The organism is Lysobacter sp. P5_B12, from assembly GCF_056400425.1.
The window spans coordinates 104,314-119,057 of record NZ_JBFULG010000005.1 but is presented as its reverse complement, the minus strand read 5'-3'; the positions used below and the strand labels follow the sequence as shown (position 1 = coordinate 119,057).

General features: G+C 66.6%; 12 protein-coding genes. 5 read left to right on the top strand and 7 right to left on the bottom strand.

Annotated features, from left to right (window positions below):
- Window positions 1-6 precede the first annotated feature (6 nt).
- Window positions 7-390: a GtrA family protein gene (locus tag AC1DOM_RS09830; RefSeq protein WP_498962720.1), complete on the bottom strand. Its 384-nt coding sequence runs from the start codon at window positions 388-390 to the stop codon at window positions 7-9.
- 85 nt (window positions 391-475) lie between these two features.
- Here AC1DOM_RS09830 and glmU point away from each other — a divergent pair, with 85 nt between their 5' ends.
- The 3 genes from glmU (at window position 476) to AC1DOM_RS09815 (ending at window position 3,130) form a co-directional block, all read left to right on the top strand.
- Window positions 476-1,846 carry a bifunctional UDP-N-acetylglucosamine diphosphorylase/glucosamine-1-phosphate N-acetyltransferase GlmU gene (gene glmU / locus AC1DOM_RS09825; protein ID WP_498962718.1) on the top strand — a complete coding sequence of 457 codons (1,371 nt, stop codon included), beginning with the start codon at window positions 476-478 and terminating at the stop codon, window positions 1,844-1,846.
- Between the two features lie 99 nt (window positions 1,847-1,945).
- A complete protein-coding gene (locus tag AC1DOM_RS09820) occupies window positions 1,946-2,587 on the top strand; it encodes a hypothetical protein (RefSeq protein WP_498962716.1) in 642 nt (213 codons plus the stop codon).
- 9 nt (window positions 2,588-2,596) lie between these two features.
- Window positions 2,597-3,130: a hypothetical protein gene (locus AC1DOM_RS09815; protein WP_498962714.1), complete on the top strand. Its 534-nt coding sequence runs from the start codon at window positions 2,597-2,599 to the stop codon at window positions 3,128-3,130.
- Between the two features lie 161 nt (window positions 3,131-3,291).
- On the opposite strand, the gene AC1DOM_RS09810 is transcribed toward AC1DOM_RS09815, so the two are convergent.
- The 6 genes from AC1DOM_RS09810 to AC1DOM_RS09785 all read right to left on the bottom strand — a co-directional run bounded on the left by AC1DOM_RS09810 (window position 3,292) and on the right by AC1DOM_RS09785 (window position 10,719).
- On the bottom strand, window positions 3,292-4,602 hold the full coding sequence (locus tag AC1DOM_RS09810) for a sensor histidine kinase (RefSeq protein ID WP_498962712.1): 1,311 nt from the start codon (window positions 4,600-4,602) through the stop codon (window positions 3,292-3,294).
- A 10-nt stretch (window positions 4,603-4,612) separates the two neighbouring features.
- Complete coding sequence (locus tag AC1DOM_RS09805; protein ID WP_498962710.1) at window positions 4,613-5,956, bottom strand: sigma-54-dependent transcriptional regulator; 1,344 nt, start codon at window positions 5,954-5,956, stop codon at window positions 4,613-4,615.
- Window positions 5,957-6,045: 89 nt separating this feature from the next.
- The gene (locus AC1DOM_RS09800; RefSeq protein WP_498962708.1) at window positions 6,046-7,275 is read right to left on the bottom strand and encodes an ABC transporter permease; all 1,230 of its coding nucleotides are present in this window, start codon (window positions 7,273-7,275) and stop codon (window positions 6,046-6,048) included.
- Between the two features lie 10 nt (window positions 7,276-7,285).
- Complete coding sequence (locus AC1DOM_RS09795; RefSeq protein ID WP_498962706.1) at window positions 7,286-8,605, bottom strand: ABC transporter permease; 1,320 nt, start codon at window positions 8,603-8,605, stop codon at window positions 7,286-7,288.
- A 13-nt stretch (window positions 8,606-8,618) separates the two neighbouring features.
- A complete protein-coding gene (locus AC1DOM_RS09790) occupies window positions 8,619-9,338 on the bottom strand; it encodes an ABC transporter ATP-binding protein (protein WP_498962704.1) in 720 nt (239 codons plus the stop codon).
- Between the two features lie 70 nt (window positions 9,339-9,408).
- Window positions 9,409-10,719, bottom strand: coding sequence for an efflux RND transporter periplasmic adaptor subunit (locus tag AC1DOM_RS09785; RefSeq protein WP_498962702.1), 1,311 nt, complete (start codon window positions 10,717-10,719; stop codon window positions 9,409-9,411).
- Window positions 10,720-10,942: 223 nt separating this feature from the next.
- Here AC1DOM_RS09785 and glmS point away from each other — a divergent pair, with 223 nt between their 5' ends.
- Together glmS and AC1DOM_RS09775 are read left to right on the top strand one after the other, a co-directional pair.
- Window positions 10,943-12,781 (top strand): glutamine--fructose-6-phosphate transaminase (isomerizing), encoded by a 1,839-nt coding sequence (glmS, locus tag AC1DOM_RS09780; protein WP_498962700.1) that lies wholly within the window; start codon window positions 10,943-10,945, stop codon window positions 12,779-12,781.
- 166 nt (window positions 12,782-12,947) lie between these two features.
- Window positions 12,948-14,735 (top strand): YadA-like family protein, encoded by a 1,788-nt coding sequence (locus AC1DOM_RS09775; RefSeq protein WP_498962698.1) that lies wholly within the window; start codon window positions 12,948-12,950, stop codon window positions 14,733-14,735.
- Window positions 14,736-14,744 lie beyond the last annotated feature (9 nt).

Here is a 14,744-nt window from a genome sequence, read left to right as displayed (position 1 = left end):
GCGCGATTACTTCTTGTAGACCCAGTGTCGCGAGAGCAGGAACCCCGTCACCCCGAGCACGCCCTCGACGCCGGGCTTGGCGAGCCACGCCCACTTCAACCCTAGGTGGTGGTCGATCATCCCCATCGACCACGTGCTGACGATCGTGGTGCCGGTCCACATCAGCACGAAGCGCAGGAGCTGCTTGCGGCCGACGACCGTGTCGTCGCCGCTGAAGGTCAATTTCCCATTGAGCCAGTACCCCAGGCACGCGCCGGCGACGCGGCCGAGCACGTTCGCCGGCTTGACCGGCATCCCCCAGCCGCTCAGTGCGACCAGGACGCCCCAGTCCACCAGCCACTGCACGATGCCGATGATCAGGTACCCGCGTGCGTGCCGCCCCAGCGTCATGCGTTCGTCCGTGAAGGAAAGGCCGACGCATCCTAGCAGCGACCACCGCTAGAATCCGTCGACACGTTTCCCCGGATCGGACCACATGCCCGCACCCCTGCACGTCGTCATCCTCGCCGCCGGCGAAGGCAAGCGCATGCGCTCCTCGCTGCCGAAGGTGCTGCACCGCATCGCCGGCAAGCCGATGCTGGCGCAGGTCATCGCCGCCGCGCGCGCGTTGTCGCCCGCGGGCATCCATGTCGTGTACGGGCATGGCGGCGAACAGGTGAAGGCGGCCTTCGCATCGCAACCCGACCTGCAGTGGGCGGAACAGGCGAAACAACTCGGCACCGCGCACGCGGTGCAGCAGGCGATGCCGAACGTGCCCGACGGTGCGCAGGTGCTCGTGCTGTACGCCGACGTCCCGCTGATCACGCCCGAAACCCTGCGCCCGCTGCTCGCGACCCCGGGTCGCCTCGCCGTGCTCGCGGCCGAACTCACCGATCCGACCGGCTACGGCCGCATCGTGCGCGATGCCGAAGGGCGCGTTGCGTCCATCGTCGAACACAAGGACGCGACGAGCGACGAACGCCAGATCCGCCTGGTCAACACCGGTGTCATCGCGGTGGAATCCACGGCGCTCAAGCGTTGGCTCGCCCGCGTGTCCAACGACAATGCGCAGGGCGAGTACTACCTCACCGACGTCTTCCGCGAAGCCGCGTCCGAATTCAGCGCCGCCGAAATCGTCGTCGCACACGATCCGCTGGAGACCGAAGGCGCGAACGATCCCTGGCAGCTCGCGCAACTCGAACGCGCGTTCCAACTGCGCACCGCACGCGCGCTGTGCGTCGAAGGCGTGCGCTTCGCCGATCCGGCGCGCGTGGACATTCGCGGCGAAGTGCAGGTCGGTCGCGATGTCGAAATCGACGTCGATGTCGTCTTCGAAGGCAAGGTCGTGCTCGGCGACGGCGTGCGCATTGGTCCGTTCTGCCGATTGAAGGATGTCTCGCTGGCCGCGGGCACCGAAGTGCGCGCGCATTGCGATCTCGATGGTGCGCGCACCGAAGGCGCGGTGATGATCGGTCCGTTCGCGCGCCTGCGTCCCGGCACCGTGCTCGCCGACGGCGTGCACGTGGGCAACTTCGTCGAAACCAAGAACGCGAAGCTCGGCGTCGGCAGCAAGGCCAACCACCTGACGTATCTGGGCGACGCAATCGTCGGCGCGGGCGTCAACATCGGCGCCGGCACGATCACCTGCAACTACGACGGCGCGAACAAGTCGACGACGACCATCCACGACGGCGCGTTCATCGGATCCAACAGCGCGCTCGTGGCGCCGGTGGCGATCGGCAAGGACGCGACGATCGGTGCCGGTTCGGTGATCACGAAGGACACACCGGATGGAAAGCTCACCATCGCGCGCGGGAAGCAACAGGTGATCGATGGGTGGCAGCGGCCGGTGAAGAAGCCGAAGTAATCGCGTGCGAGATGGGGACGGTTCGCCTAGCGAACCCACGCCCCGGCGCAATTCAATCCATGTACGTCGACGGTTCGATCCGCGCACATGGAGAGTGGCATGAAATCGAAGTTACGGAAAAGCGCACTCGCGATCGTCGGGGGGCTGCTCGCCGTCACCGCTGCGCCCGCAGCCGCGCAGCTGGGTCTCCAATCCGGCACCTACACCATCCGCGTCGATGGGTCGGTGTATCCGAACCTGCCTGCGGCGGGTCAATGCCTGATCCAGGACAACAACGGCTTCGGCGGGCCCGTGCGATACATGTGGGCCGAGCCGAGCGCCAATAGTTTCATGTGCGGGTGGGGCGACTGGAAGGCGTTCTTCGACAATGGCCAGGCAATCTTCAGCGTGACGTCGGTAGGGCGTGGTGCGTACATCCTGGTGAACAAGCGCTCGGGACAGTGCCTGCAGTACGAAAAAGGCACCAGGGTCGTGAAGTTCTCGTCGCAGGATTGCAATTGGGGAAACGACTCGGCGCTCTGGTACATCGAAGGGCGGAGTTGGTACGCGTTCTCGACCATCAGGCCGTGGAACCGGCCCGGCGCGTGCCTGATCTTCGGCAACAACGGTTACGACTACTCACCGCAGGTCTATCGCTGGCCGAACGTTCCAGCGGATGGCCGCTGGTGCGGACTGGGATCGGAGCACGCAGTCCAGCGGACAGGACAGGCCATTTTCGCGTTGGACTGGATCGCCGATTGAGGAATGACCATGAAGCCATTGCACCCGATGCCGCACGTGTTGTTCCTCGCTGCCGCGATCGCGATCGCCGCGCTGCCATCGACCGCAGTGGCCAACGGGCCACCGCCGCTGTCGCCCGGCTTCTACACGCTGATGATGCCGAGCAAAGCAAATCAGCCGGCGAAAAACGGCTGCCTCATCCAGAACAACAACGGCACGGGCGGGCCGGTTCGCTACGACTGGAAACAGCCCTACGGGGTTTTCCTCTATTGCGGCTTCGCAAGTGAGCAGGCGTTCATCGACAATGGCCAGGCACTGTTCAAGCTGATCCACACGCACTCGCTCCAATCAACGGGCGAGCGCGTCTACGTCTTGCAGAACAAGCGAAGCGGACAGTGCCTGCAAGTCTGGCCGGGCAGTCGCAACGTCTTCTTCTCCGCATCGCGCTGCGGCACGAGCAATGCGAATTCCCTGTGGATCCTGGACACGTTTCCCGGCGGCGGCGGTTACCGCCCGCCGAACGTCACGTCGCTCAGGCCCTGTCGAATCCGTCGTTCTGCCTGATCTACGGCAACAATGGGCACGACACCGTCCCCGCGTTGTGGCGCTGGACCGACGTGTCTTCGGATCGGGTCTGGTGCGGCCTGGGTTCCTACAACGCATTGAGCAATACGGGGCAGGGCCTGTTCCTGATGTACAAGATGGCGGAGTGACGGTCGCGACGCTCAGGCCGGCAACGTCATCGCAACGCAGAGTCCGCCGCCCTGGCGGTTGAGCAAGGCGATGCGCCCGCCATGCGCTTCTGCGATTTCGCGCGCGAGCGCCAGGCCCAAACCGGTGCCGTGGCGCTTGGTCGAATAGAACGGCAACAACGCATTGGCGAGCACCGCTTCGTTCATGCCGGTCCCGCGGTCGAGCACTTCGATGCGCCACGCATCCGGCAAACGCTTGAGCGCAAGCCCGACGTCGCCGGAAGGCGAACCCGATTCGTGCGCGTTCTTCAACAAGTTGAGCAGGCACTGCGAAAGTTGCGCCGCGTCGAAACGGCCGACGCCCGGCGCCTCCACGCCGTCGTAGACGAACTCCACCTGCGACCGCAGTTGCGCGATGAAGCGCTGCCAGTCCACGGCTTCCACGCGCGGTGCCGGCAACTTGGCGAAGCGTGCGTAATCGCGGATGAATCCTTCCAGGTGGCGCGCGCGATCCTCGATCGTCGCCAGCGCATTCGGCAAACGTTCGTACTGCCCGCGTCGAACCAGTTCGGCGCCCGAATGTGCGAGCGAAGCGATCGGCGCGAGCGAGTTGTTCAACTCGTGGCTGATCACGCGGATCACCTTCTTCCAGGTCTGCACTTCCTGGCGCCGCAGTTCCGCGGTGAGCTGGCGCAGCAGGATCAACTCGTGCTTGCGTCCGTTGAGGCGGAACGTGCGGCGCGAGAGGTGGTAGATCTCTTCGTGTTCGTCGTCGCCGACGGTGAACATGCCGTCGGCGCCGCGTTGCAAGGCTTCGCGCAGGGCGTCCGGCACGTGGTCGAGGATGTCCTCGAACGACCGGCCTTCGACGCGCTTGCCGTCACCGAGCAATTTGCGCGCGGCGAGATTGCCGTGCACCACGCGATGATGCGGATCGACCAGCACCATCGCCACGGGCGTGTGCTGCACCATCGTGTCGAGCAACAATTCGCGTTGCACGAGCGCCAGGCGCTGATCGCGCAGGGCATCGCCCAGCGCGTTGTGCGCATCGACGAGATCGCCCAGTTCGTTCTTCGCGTGCCACGACAGGCCGAAGCCGAAATCGCCGTCGCGATAACTCGCCACCGTGCCGGCCAGCGCGCGGAACAACGAGCGCATCGGCGCGAAGGCGCGACGCACGTGGTAGTACAGCAAGGGCAGCAACACGGCCGGCGCGATCAGGATGGCCCACCACGGTTCCTTCAGCACCGCCGTCAGCAAGACCGCGATGACCGCCGTCAGCAGCAAATAGGCCGCGGCCAGGATCGTGAAGGTCACGCTGAGCGTCAGTCGGCGGGAGGACACGAAGGCGCCTTCAGTCGCGCTTGATGCCGAGGCGGTCGAGCCGGCGATACAAGGCCTGGCGCGACATCCCCAATTCGCCCGCCGCCTGCGCGAGCACGCCGCCGGCGCGTTCGAGCGCGGATTCGATCGCAGCGCGGTCCGGCTCGTCGGTCGAAGACGCGCCTTGCACGACCACCGGTGGTGCTTGGAGGCCGAGGTCGGTCGGCGTGAGTTCGTCGTCGCGCGCAAGCAGGCCCGCGCGCTGCAGGGTGTTGCGCAACTCGCGCACGTTGCCGGGCCAGGCGTGGGCGCGCAGCGCGCGTTCGGCGGCGGCGCCCAGGCGCTTGCCGGCGGGGAGGAAGTGCCGCGCCAGCGGAAGGATGTCGTCGGGCCGCTGTGCGAGTGGCAACAACTTCAGTTCGATCGCGTTGAGGCGGTAATACAGGTCTTCGCGGAATTGCGCCGCGACGATGAGCGAAGCCAGGTCGGCATTGGTCGCGCTGATCACGCGCACTTTGACTTCGCGTTCGCGATTGCTGCCCAGGCGCTGGAAGCGGCCGGTTTCCAGCACGCGCAACAGCTTCACCTGCCCGGCCAGCGGCAGCGTGCCGATTTCATCGAGGAACAAGGTGCCGCCATCGGCGGCTTCGAACTTGCCTTCGCGCGCCTTGTTCGCGCCCGTGTAGGCGCCGGCGTCGGCGCCGAACAATTCGGCTTCGATCAATTCGCCGGGCAATGCGCCGCAGTTGACCGCAACGAACGGCCCGTTCCGCACGCTCGAATTGGCGTGGATGATCTCGGCGTACTTTTCCTTGCCCGTGCCATTCGGGCCGGTGATGAGCACCGGAAGGTCGGAGCGCGCGACCTGGCAGGCGAGCATCAGCGTCGCTTCGCTCGCAGCGTCGGCGAAGACCAGGCCCCGAAGGTCGTGCTCGCGCAACAGCGCATCGCGCCGACGGCGTTCGCCGCTGCGATGGCGTTGCAGTTCGTCGCGCGTGGCGGCCAGTTCGAGCAGGTTGTTGACCGTCGCGAGCAGCTTGCGATCGTCCCAGGGCTTGGCGAGGTAATCGGCGGCGCCGGCCTTCACCAGATCGACGGCCGATTCCAGGTGCGTCCATGCCGTGAGCAGGATGACGGGCAGATCGGGGTGGCGTTCGCGGATCGCGCCGAACAACGCAACGCCTTCTTCGCCCGAGGTGGTGTCGGCGTGGAAGTTCATGTCCTGCACCACCAGGTCGATCGGCTCGCGCGCGAGCAACTTCAACCCCTCGTCGGGCGTGGTGACCGAACGCGTGTCGATGTCGTGCAGCGAGAACAGCGTTTCCAGCGCCGTCGCCACTGCGGGGTTGTCGTCGATGACCAGGATCGTGGGCATGGCGCAAGCGTACCGAAAGAAAGGGGCCGCACCGCATCCGGCGCGGCCCCCATGGCCCGTGGGAGGCCGGAAACCTGATTGGAACGGGGTCAGACCGAGCGGGTGGCCACCGCCGGCGGCACCGCGGCGGCCTTCCGCGCGGGACCGAACACCGAGATCTGCCCGAGCAACCAGAGCACGACGGCACCGACCGGCAGGTACATCAACGGCAGGCGCGGCAGCTCGTACTTGCCCATCAACAACTGGTTGATGCCGAAGGCCATCACCATGCCGATGCAGATGCCGAGCGTGGCGAGCAGGAAGTTCTCGGTCTGGAAGTACCGCAGGATCTGCCCCTTCGTCGCACCGAGCGCACGGCGCACGCCGATCTGGCGCGTGCGTTGCTGCACCCAGAAGCTCGCCAGGCCGACGATGCCGAGCGCGGTGACGATCAGCAACGCGATGCACACGCTGCCGAGCATCCACGCCATCGCGCGATCTCCGCGGAAGAAGTCGTGGCGCATCTCTTCCATCGTCTTCTTTTCGACGATCAGGCGGTTGTTGGCGTTCTTCAGCAGCATCTTTTCCGCGGCGTCCAGGGTCGCCTGGCGCTGGTTCGCATCGTCGATGCGGAGCATGTAGTTGCCGCCGATCGTGTAGGGCACGCGCACCGGGAGCAGCTGCGAGTATTCGAACTCACCGAAGCCACCGTTGTTGTTCGGGCGCACCATGTGGTCGACGATGCCCACCACGCGCGTGGGCTCGTCGCCCCAGCTGTAGTACTGCTTGCCGATCGGGTTTTCGCCCGGCCACAGCTTCTCGGCCGTCTGCCGCGTGAGGATCGCCGCGTGCGGCTGCACCTTGCTGTTGGGCTTGTCCATGTCCTCCCAGGTCACGATGTCGTCGGCGGTGAAATTGCGGCCGGCGACGAGCTTCAGGCCCATCGTGTCGAGGAATTGCACGTCGCCCATGTAGACGGTGGCGTTGAGGTTCTGGTGCGTCTGTTCCTTGGTCAGGTTGACGCCGCTGTTCCAGGAGCTGTTGTTGAACGGCACCTGGTTGGTGACGGTCGCGTTCTTGACGCCGGGCAACGTGCGCAACGCGGCGAGGTCGGTCTGCGTCAACGAGCCCGCATTGTCGTCGGTGCCGATGCCGCCGAGCTGCACGCGCACGATGTGCGTTTCGTCGAAACCGCTGACGCGGTTGATCGCTTCCAGTCGCCCGCTGATCAGGAACAGCGCGTTGCAGATGATGGCGCAGCTCAGCGCGATCTCCAGCACGATCAGCGAGGCGGCGGTCTTGTGCCGGCGCAGCGTGGAAAGAATGGGACGAAGTTCCATGGTCATGCCCTCACTGCGACTTGAGTTGGACGGCGGGCGTCACCTGGCACGCATGCCACGCGGGCACGAGCCCTGCGAGCACGCTGGCGAGGATGGCGAGCGCGAACGTCACGAGAAACATCGTCGGATCCAGGTGCGCGAGATCCGCGTAGCCGACCGGCTGCTGGCGCACGGCCCACAGGCCGAGCATCGCAAGACCCAGGCCGAGCACGCCGCCGGCGAGGCCGACCGTGCCCGCTTCGACCAGGCACTGCGCGAAGATCGCGCGGCGCGAGGCACCGAGCGCGCGACGCACGCCGATTTCGCTGGAACGACGCAGGAACTTGGCGAGCAGCAAGCCGACGGTGTTGAGCAGGCACACGGCGAGGAAGCCGAAGGCCAGCCACACCTGCAGGCGCACGTCGCTCGGAACGACCTTGCGATAGTCCAGCCACTCCATGACGCTGCGCAGGCGAACGTTGGTCGGACGCTGGAAACGGCCCGCCGCATGCTGCTGGTCGGAATAGTTGGTGAGATAGCGCTTGTAGGCTTCCGCCTTTTCCGGCGTGTCGAGCTGCACCCAGTACTGCATCCAGGTGCACGGCGAGTTGACGCCGGTTTCGCCTTCCGGATCGTCGGCGCCGTCCTTGTGGTCGTCCCAGCAGTTCATCGATCCGTTGCGGCCCATCTTCAGGTCGCGCGAGGTGGAGAAAGGCAGGTAGATCTGTTCGGCTTCGCCGTAGCGATCGGAGTTGAGGTCGTAGAACTTCGGCTTCGGGCGATAGTCTTCCATCACGCCGACGACGCGGAAATCGTTGCCGTCCATGCGCAGCGTCTTGCCGACCGCCTGCACGTTGCCGTAGAGCTTTTCGGCGAGCTTGCGCGTGATCACCGTGACGCGGTCATGCCCGTCGTCCTGCGCCTTGCTCCAGCCGTTGCCGGCGATGAAGGTCGGCTCGAACATCGGGAAGAAATCCGCCGAAACGTAACGCGCGTCCAGGCCGAACGGCGCCAGGCCCTGCTTGTCCGGCTGCACGGCCACGCCGCCGCCGGTCATCAGCGTCTGGCGATCGCCCTTGGCTTCGCGCAGGAGTTGTTCGGCGTCGTAACGCGTGAGCTGGTCGTCGGGCTCTTCGCCCGGCGTGTAACCGTCCATGCTCTGCGGATCGAGCTGCGGGGTGAAGAGCATCGCGCTCTTTTGCGGGATCGGATCGCCGGAGAGCACGTGGAAGACGGTGAGCGTGGTCATGCTCGCGCCGATGCCCAGCGCGATCGCCAGCACCATCAGTGCGGTCAGCACGCGATTGCGCCGGAAACTGCGCAATGCGAGGTCGAAGTAATAGGCGAACATGGTTGCGGCCCTCTTACGGCGTTTCGGCGAGCGAGGCGGCGGCGACGCGGGTCAGGCTCGGTTCGACGGACAGGTCCGTCGCCATGCCGTCGACGATGTGCACGTTGCGCTGCGCGCGCGCGGCCAGTTCGGGGTCGTGCGTCACCATCACGATGGTCGTGCCGGCCGCGTTGATTTCCTCGAGAAGTTCCAGCACGCCACGCGCCATCTGCGAGTCGAGGTTGCCGGTCGGTTCGTCGGCGAGCAGCAGGCGCGGCGAACCGGCGAGCGCGCGCGCGATGGCGGCACGCTGCTGCTGGCCGCCCGAGAGTTCGGCCGGGTAATGCTTCATGCGCGAGCCCAGGCCCACGCGCGAGAGGGCATCTTCGATGCGCGCCTTGCGGTCGGCGGCGGTCATGCCGCGATAGCGCAGCGGCACGTCGACGTTGTCGAACAGGTTGAGGTCGGGGATCAGGTTGAACGACTGGAAGATGAAGCCGATCTTCTGGTTGCGCAGCTTGCTGCGCTGGTCGTCCGACATGCCGCGCACGTCGTGGCCGTCCAGGTGGTACTCGCCACCGGTGAAGGTTTCCAGCAGGCCCGCGATGTTGAGGAAGGTCGTCTTGCCCGAGCCCGACGGGCCCGTGACGGCGACGAATTCGCCCTCGCGCACGTGCAGGTCCAGCGAACGCAGCGCGTGGGTTTCGACGAGTTCGGTGCGGTAGACCTTGGTGACCTGGCGCATGTCGAGCATGAGGGTGTTCCTTCTCTGGGTTCGTGCGTGGATGCTTGGAGAGGTAAAAGGGTTGCGTGTGGTGTGCGAATCAGTTGACGGCGATGCGTTCGCCGTCGCCGAACTGGTCGGCGCCGGAGACCACGATGCGGTCGCCTTCCTTGACGCCGTCGATGATTTCCACCGCGCTGATGCTGCTGGCGCCCAGGCGCACGGGCTTCTTGACGGCGGTGTCGCCGTCCATCACCCACGCACTGTTGCCGCCGCCTTCGTCGACGAACGGGCCGCGTTCGACTTGCAGCACGTTCTTGCGCGTGTCCATCACGATGCGCGCGGACAGGCGCTGGTTCTGGCGCAGGCCCGGGGGTTGCTTGCCGGAGAAGCGCAGGCGGCTGGTGACTTCGCCATTCACGACTTCGGGCGAGACCGCGGCGACGTGCGCATCGAACGGCGCGCCGCCCGAGCTGCGGATTTCCGCCGGCATGCCGATGCCCAGGTCGCGCGCGAAGCTTTCGGGGATGCGGATCTCGACTTCGAATTCGGTGAGGTCCACCACGCTCAGCACCGGCGCGTTCTGCGCGACGTTCGCGCGCTGCGCCACCTGCACCTGGCCGACCTGGCCATCGAAGGGCGCGCGCAGCGTGAGCGCGGCGACCTGGCGCTGCATTTCCACGACGACCGCGCGCTGGCGATCGGCGAGCAAGCGCTTGTTCTGCGTGTCGAGCGTGGCGCCCTTGCCCGACAGGCCCACGTCGCCCTTGGCGTGCGACAGGCCGATGTCGGCGCTCTTCAGCGTGTCCTGCGCCTTCGCAACGTCGACCTGCGCGACGGCGCCGCCTTCGAATGCGCGCTGGTAACGCTCCAGGTCGCGCACCGCGGCCTGGCGCACGATTTGTGCTTCGTCGAGCGCCTTGCGCGCGTTGGCACGCGAGAGTTGCGCATCGAGCGCGGCGCGGCCGGCTTCGGCTTCCAGGCTGGCGAGGGTGGCTTCTTCCTGCGCGAGCTTGCTGCGCAATTCGGGGCTGTCGATTTCGGCGAGCGCCTGGCCCTTCTTCACCTGGTCGCCGGCGACGACCTTGAGCGTGACCGTGCCGCCGGCGATCGCATAGAGCACCGGGCTGTTGGCGGCGATGACGCGGCCGTCGGCCGAGATGTCGCGCACCAGGTCGCCGCGCGTGACTTGCGCGATGCGAACGCGCGAAGCGTCGACCGAACGATTGCCCGCGCTCCATCCCGAAGCCACCCAACCGGCAAGCAGCAACAAGCTCAGACCCGCGCCACCGGCGATCAGCCAGGACCGCTTGATCTTCGGCAGGCGGCGCGACGATGAACCGCCGGCGGCGACGTGGGCGGGGGGAGGGGAGAGCGGACGATCCTGTCCGGAGGTATCGCGGATGGCCATGGTGGCGGGAGGGCTCGCAAGGTGACTGCGTGCTTAGTCGCACGAAACATGCCAACGCCAAGCCATTGATTTGAATGGATTCGGTCCCCACTGTCCGGGTGTCCACGCGGACACGACACCGTCCGGCGGACAGTGTCCGCAGCTCATCCGTTGCGGCAGCGTTCGGGCCACATCTTCACGCGTCCACTAGACTGTGGACCTTCTGCAGGAGTCGAACACCTCTATGTGCGGCATCGTCGGCGCGATCGCGGATCGCGATGTGGTTCCGGTCCTCATCGAAGGCCTCAAGCGGCTGGAATATCGCGGTTACGACTCGGCGGGCATCGCGGTGGTCGACGCGAAAGCCGGCGACGTGCGCCGCGTGCGCCGCACCGGGCGCGTGTCGGAGATGGAAGCGGCCGCGCAGGCCGAACATTTCTCCTCGCGCCTGGGCATCGGCCACACGCGCTGGGCCACGCACGGCGGCGTCACCGAAGGCAACGCGCATCCGCACGTGAGCCACGGCGAACTGGCGCTGGTGCACAACGGCATCATCGAGAACCACGAGCAGCAGCGCGAACGCCTGCGCAAGCTCGGTTACCAGTTCGAATCGCAGACCGACACCGAAGTCATCGCGCACCTGGTCCATCACTACCGCGCGCAGGGCGAATCGCTGCTGCACGCGCTGCAGAAGGCGGTGAAGGAACTGCATGGCGCCTACGCGATCGCCGTGATCGACAAGCGCGATCCCGACATCATGGTCGCCGCGCGCATGGGCTGCCCGCTGCTGGTGGGCCTGGGCGAAGGCGAGAACTTCGTGGCCTCCGACGTCTCGGCGATCGTCTCCTCCACGCGCCGCGTGATCTTCCTGGAAGAAGGCGACACCGCCGAGCTCACGCGCGAAAGCGTGAAGGTCTTCGACGCCACCGGTGCGCCGATCGAGCGCGACGTGCATGTTTCCGACGTGTCGCTCGCTTCGCTGGAGCTCGGCCCGTATCGCCACTTCATGCAGAAGGAAATCCACGAGCAGCCGCGTGCGGTGGCCGACACCATTGAAGCGGTGATCGACAACAACGGCTTCTCCGCGTCCCTGTTCGGCGCGCAGGCCGAAGATGTCATGCGCGACATCGAGGCCGTGCAGATCCTCGCGTGCGGCACCAGCTATTACGCCGGCCTGGTCGCGCGTTACTGGATCGAATCGATCGTCGGCATCCCGTGCGCTGTCGACATCGCCAGCGAATATCGCTATCGCGAAGTGGTCGCCAATCCGAAGCAACTGGTCGTCACCATCTCCCAGTCGGGCGAAACGCTCGACACGATGGAAGCGCTCAAATACGCCAAGAACCTCGGCCACGAACGCACGCTGTCGATCTGCAACGTGCCCGAAAGCGCGATCCCGCGCGCCAGCAAGCTGGTTTACTACACGCGCGCCGGCGCGGAAATCGGCGTGGCCTCGACGAAGGCGTTCACCACGCAACTCGTCGCCCTGTTCACGCTGACCTGCACGCTCGCCAAGTTGCGCGGCAAGCTCGACGCCGAACGCGAGCAGTCGCACCTGGATGCCCTGCGCCAGTTGCCCGGCAGCGTGCAGCACGCGCTGAACCTGGAGCCGCAGATCGTGGCGTGGGCGGAGAAGTTCGCCGGCAAGCAGCACGCGTTGTTCCTGGGGCGCGGCATGCACTACCCGATCGCGCTCGAAGGCGCGCTCAAGCTCAAGGAAATCTCGTACATCCACGCCGAGGCCTACCCGGCGGGCGAACTCAAGCACGGCCCGCTCGCGCTGGTCGACAGCGCGATGCCAGTGGTGGTGATCGCGCCGAACGACAGCCTGCTGGAGAAGGTGAAGTCGAACATCCAGGAAGTGCGCGCGCGCGGCGGCGAGATGTTCGTCTTCGCCGACGCCGACAGCCAGTTCGGCGAGTCCGAAGCCGTGCACGTCATCCGCACGCCGCGCCATGTCGGCGTGTTGTCGCCGATCGTGCATGCCATCCCCGTGCAGTTGCTGGCCTACCACGCAGCGCTCGCACGCGGCACGGACGTCGACAAGCCGCGCAATCTGGCGAAGTCGGTCACCGTCGAATAATCGCGCGCGCCGCGTCTGCGGCGTCGCGTCGTTCGAAGGCAAATTCCCCACGCAAATCGCGCTCCGCGCTGCTTACGCCGCGCGGCGTATTGCGCCCAGCATGGTCCAGAGCGTGCGTCGTTCGTGATGCCGATCGTCGGCATCCGGCGCCGTGGAAGGGGCTGCCATGCAAGCGAAGTGGGCCGTATGGATCGGCGCGTTGTGCGCGCTGTTGTGGGCGGGAACCGCGGGCGCGACCACGCCGGTCGAGGTTGAAGACGCCGTTGCGCATGACGTCGACGCGCATGAGGTCGATGCACATGAGGTCGTCGTGCAATCGGCCACGCCCGGCGCGGGTGCGATCGAGATCGGCGACGACAGCGAAGCCTCCGGCGACCACGGCATCGCCATCGGCGAATGGAGCCGCGCGGGCGGGATGGGAAGCATCGCGCTCGGTTACAACGCCATGGCGGACGTCGAAGGCGCGCTCGCCTTCGGCACCGACAGCGCCGCGCTCGGCCTGTATGCGATGGCCTTCGGGCAGAGCAGCGTCGCTGCAGGCAACGCCGCGGTTGCGTTGGGTTACCAGGCGCAGGCGCTCGGCGAAGCGGGTGTCGCGATCGGCCACAGGGCGTACGCGCTGGAGCCCTTCAGCATTTCCATCGGCCGTGCCGCGAACAACCTCGGCTTCGCGAGCATCGCCATCGGCACGGACACCGTGGCCGAGGGCATGTACGTCACGTCGATCGGAACCCTGAGCAAGGGCACCGGCGGCGGCGCGACGGCCATCGGCGCGGGTGCCCTCGCGGACGGGTTCAACACGACGGCGGTCGGTTACGCCACCTACGCGAAGTTCGACGGCACCGCGCTCGGCACCTACGCGCGTGCCGGCGATCTTGCGGTCGCACTCGGGATCCGCAGCGTCGCGGACATCGCGGCGATCGCGATCGGCGCCAACGCACGCGCGGCCTTCCAGGCAACGACCGTCGGCGCGGAAGCCTGGTCGATCGCCGATCGTGCATCGGCCTTCGGCAGTCATGCGCTGGGTTGGGAAGTCGAGTCGTCGGCGTTCGGCGCGTATTCGCGCGCGATCAACGCGCGCAGCACGGCACTGGGCGCGTTCTCCGATGCACGCGCGGACGGCAGCGTCGCGATCGGCCATGGGTCGCAGTCCTTGCGTGAGAACACCATATCCGTGGGCGCGTCGGTGCGGTGGTGGGACGAAAATGGCGATGAGCACGCGCCGATCTTCCGGCAGATCGTCAACGTGGCCGCAGGCACGCAGGCCAACGATGTCGTGATCAAGGCGCAGCTCGACGAAGCGATCGCGGGGCTGGATGGCTCGCTCGGTTCCGGGCTCGGCGGCGTGCAATCGCGCCTCGACGCGTTGGAAGCGGCCTTCGGCGAATTGCCGAAGGCGCCGCCGTCGGTGCCCGGCGCGGGAACGGGCGCGGGCACGGCCGTGGGCACGGGCAGCAGTGCGGTCGATAATTCCGCGGCATTGGGGCAGGGATCGATCGCGCACGAAGCCGGCACCGTCTCCGTCGGTTCGGGTGGGTCGGAACGTCGCGTCGTGCACGTCGCCGATGCGGTCGCCGATACCGATGCGGTGAACATGCGGCAGATGCAATCCGCGCAGGCGGCTACGCTCAACGAAGCACGCGCGTACACCGACCAGCGCATGCAGGTCTTGTCCGATCAATTCGTCGACCTCAGCGAGCGCGTCGACCGGCAGGACGACCGCATCGACCGCATCGGCGCGATGTCCGCCGCGATGTCGAGCATGGCCATCAACGCAGCGCAGGGCCGGAGCGATCGCGGCCGGCTCGCCGCGGCCGCGGGTTGGCAGAACGGGGAGAGCGCCCTGTCCGTCGGCTATGCGCGGAACATTTCCGATCGCGTGTCCTTCAGCCTCGGCGGGGCCTTCAGCAGCGACGACCAATCGGCGGGCGTCGGTTTCGGCATCGACCTTTGAGGAGACAAC

What these genes read in the sequence shown, in the direction of transcription:
- AC1DOM_RS09830 (WP_498962720.1), bottom strand. Translation starts at nt 390, where the DNA reads ATGACGCTGGGGCGGCACGCACGCGGGTACCTGATCATCGGCATCGTG.
- glmU (WP_498962718.1), top strand. Translation starts at nt 476, where the DNA reads ATGCCCGCACCCCTGCACGTCGTCATCCTCGCCGCCGGCGAAGGCAAG.
- AC1DOM_RS09820 (WP_498962716.1), top strand. Translation starts at nt 1,946, where the DNA reads ATGAAATCGAAGTTACGGAAAAGCGCACTCGCGATCGTCGGGGGGCTG.
- AC1DOM_RS09815 (WP_498962714.1), top strand. Translation starts at nt 2,597, where the DNA reads ATGAAGCCATTGCACCCGATGCCGCACGTGTTGTTCCTCGCTGCCGCG.
- AC1DOM_RS09805 (WP_498962710.1), bottom strand. Translation starts at nt 5,956, where the DNA reads ATGCCCACGATCCTGGTCATCGACGACAACCCCGCAGTGGCGACGGCG.
- AC1DOM_RS09800 (WP_498962708.1), bottom strand. Translation starts at nt 7,275, where the DNA reads ATGGAACTTCGTCCCATTCTTTCCACGCTGCGCCGGCACAAGACCGCC.
- AC1DOM_RS09795 (WP_498962706.1), bottom strand. Translation starts at nt 8,605, where the DNA reads ATGTTCGCCTATTACTTCGACCTCGCATTGCGCAGTTTCCGGCGCAAT.
- AC1DOM_RS09790 (WP_498962704.1), bottom strand. Translation starts at nt 9,338, where the DNA reads ATGCTCGACATGCGCCAGGTCACCAAGGTCTACCGCACCGAACTCGTC.
- AC1DOM_RS09785 (WP_498962702.1), bottom strand. Translation starts at nt 10,719, where the DNA reads ATGGCCATCCGCGATACCTCCGGACAGGATCGTCCGCTCTCCCCTCCC.
- glmS (WP_498962700.1), top strand. Translation starts at nt 10,943, where the DNA reads ATGTGCGGCATCGTCGGCGCGATCGCGGATCGCGATGTGGTTCCGGTC.
- AC1DOM_RS09775 (WP_498962698.1), top strand. Translation starts at nt 12,948, where the DNA reads ATGCAAGCGAAGTGGGCCGTATGGATCGGCGCGTTGTGCGCGCTGTTG.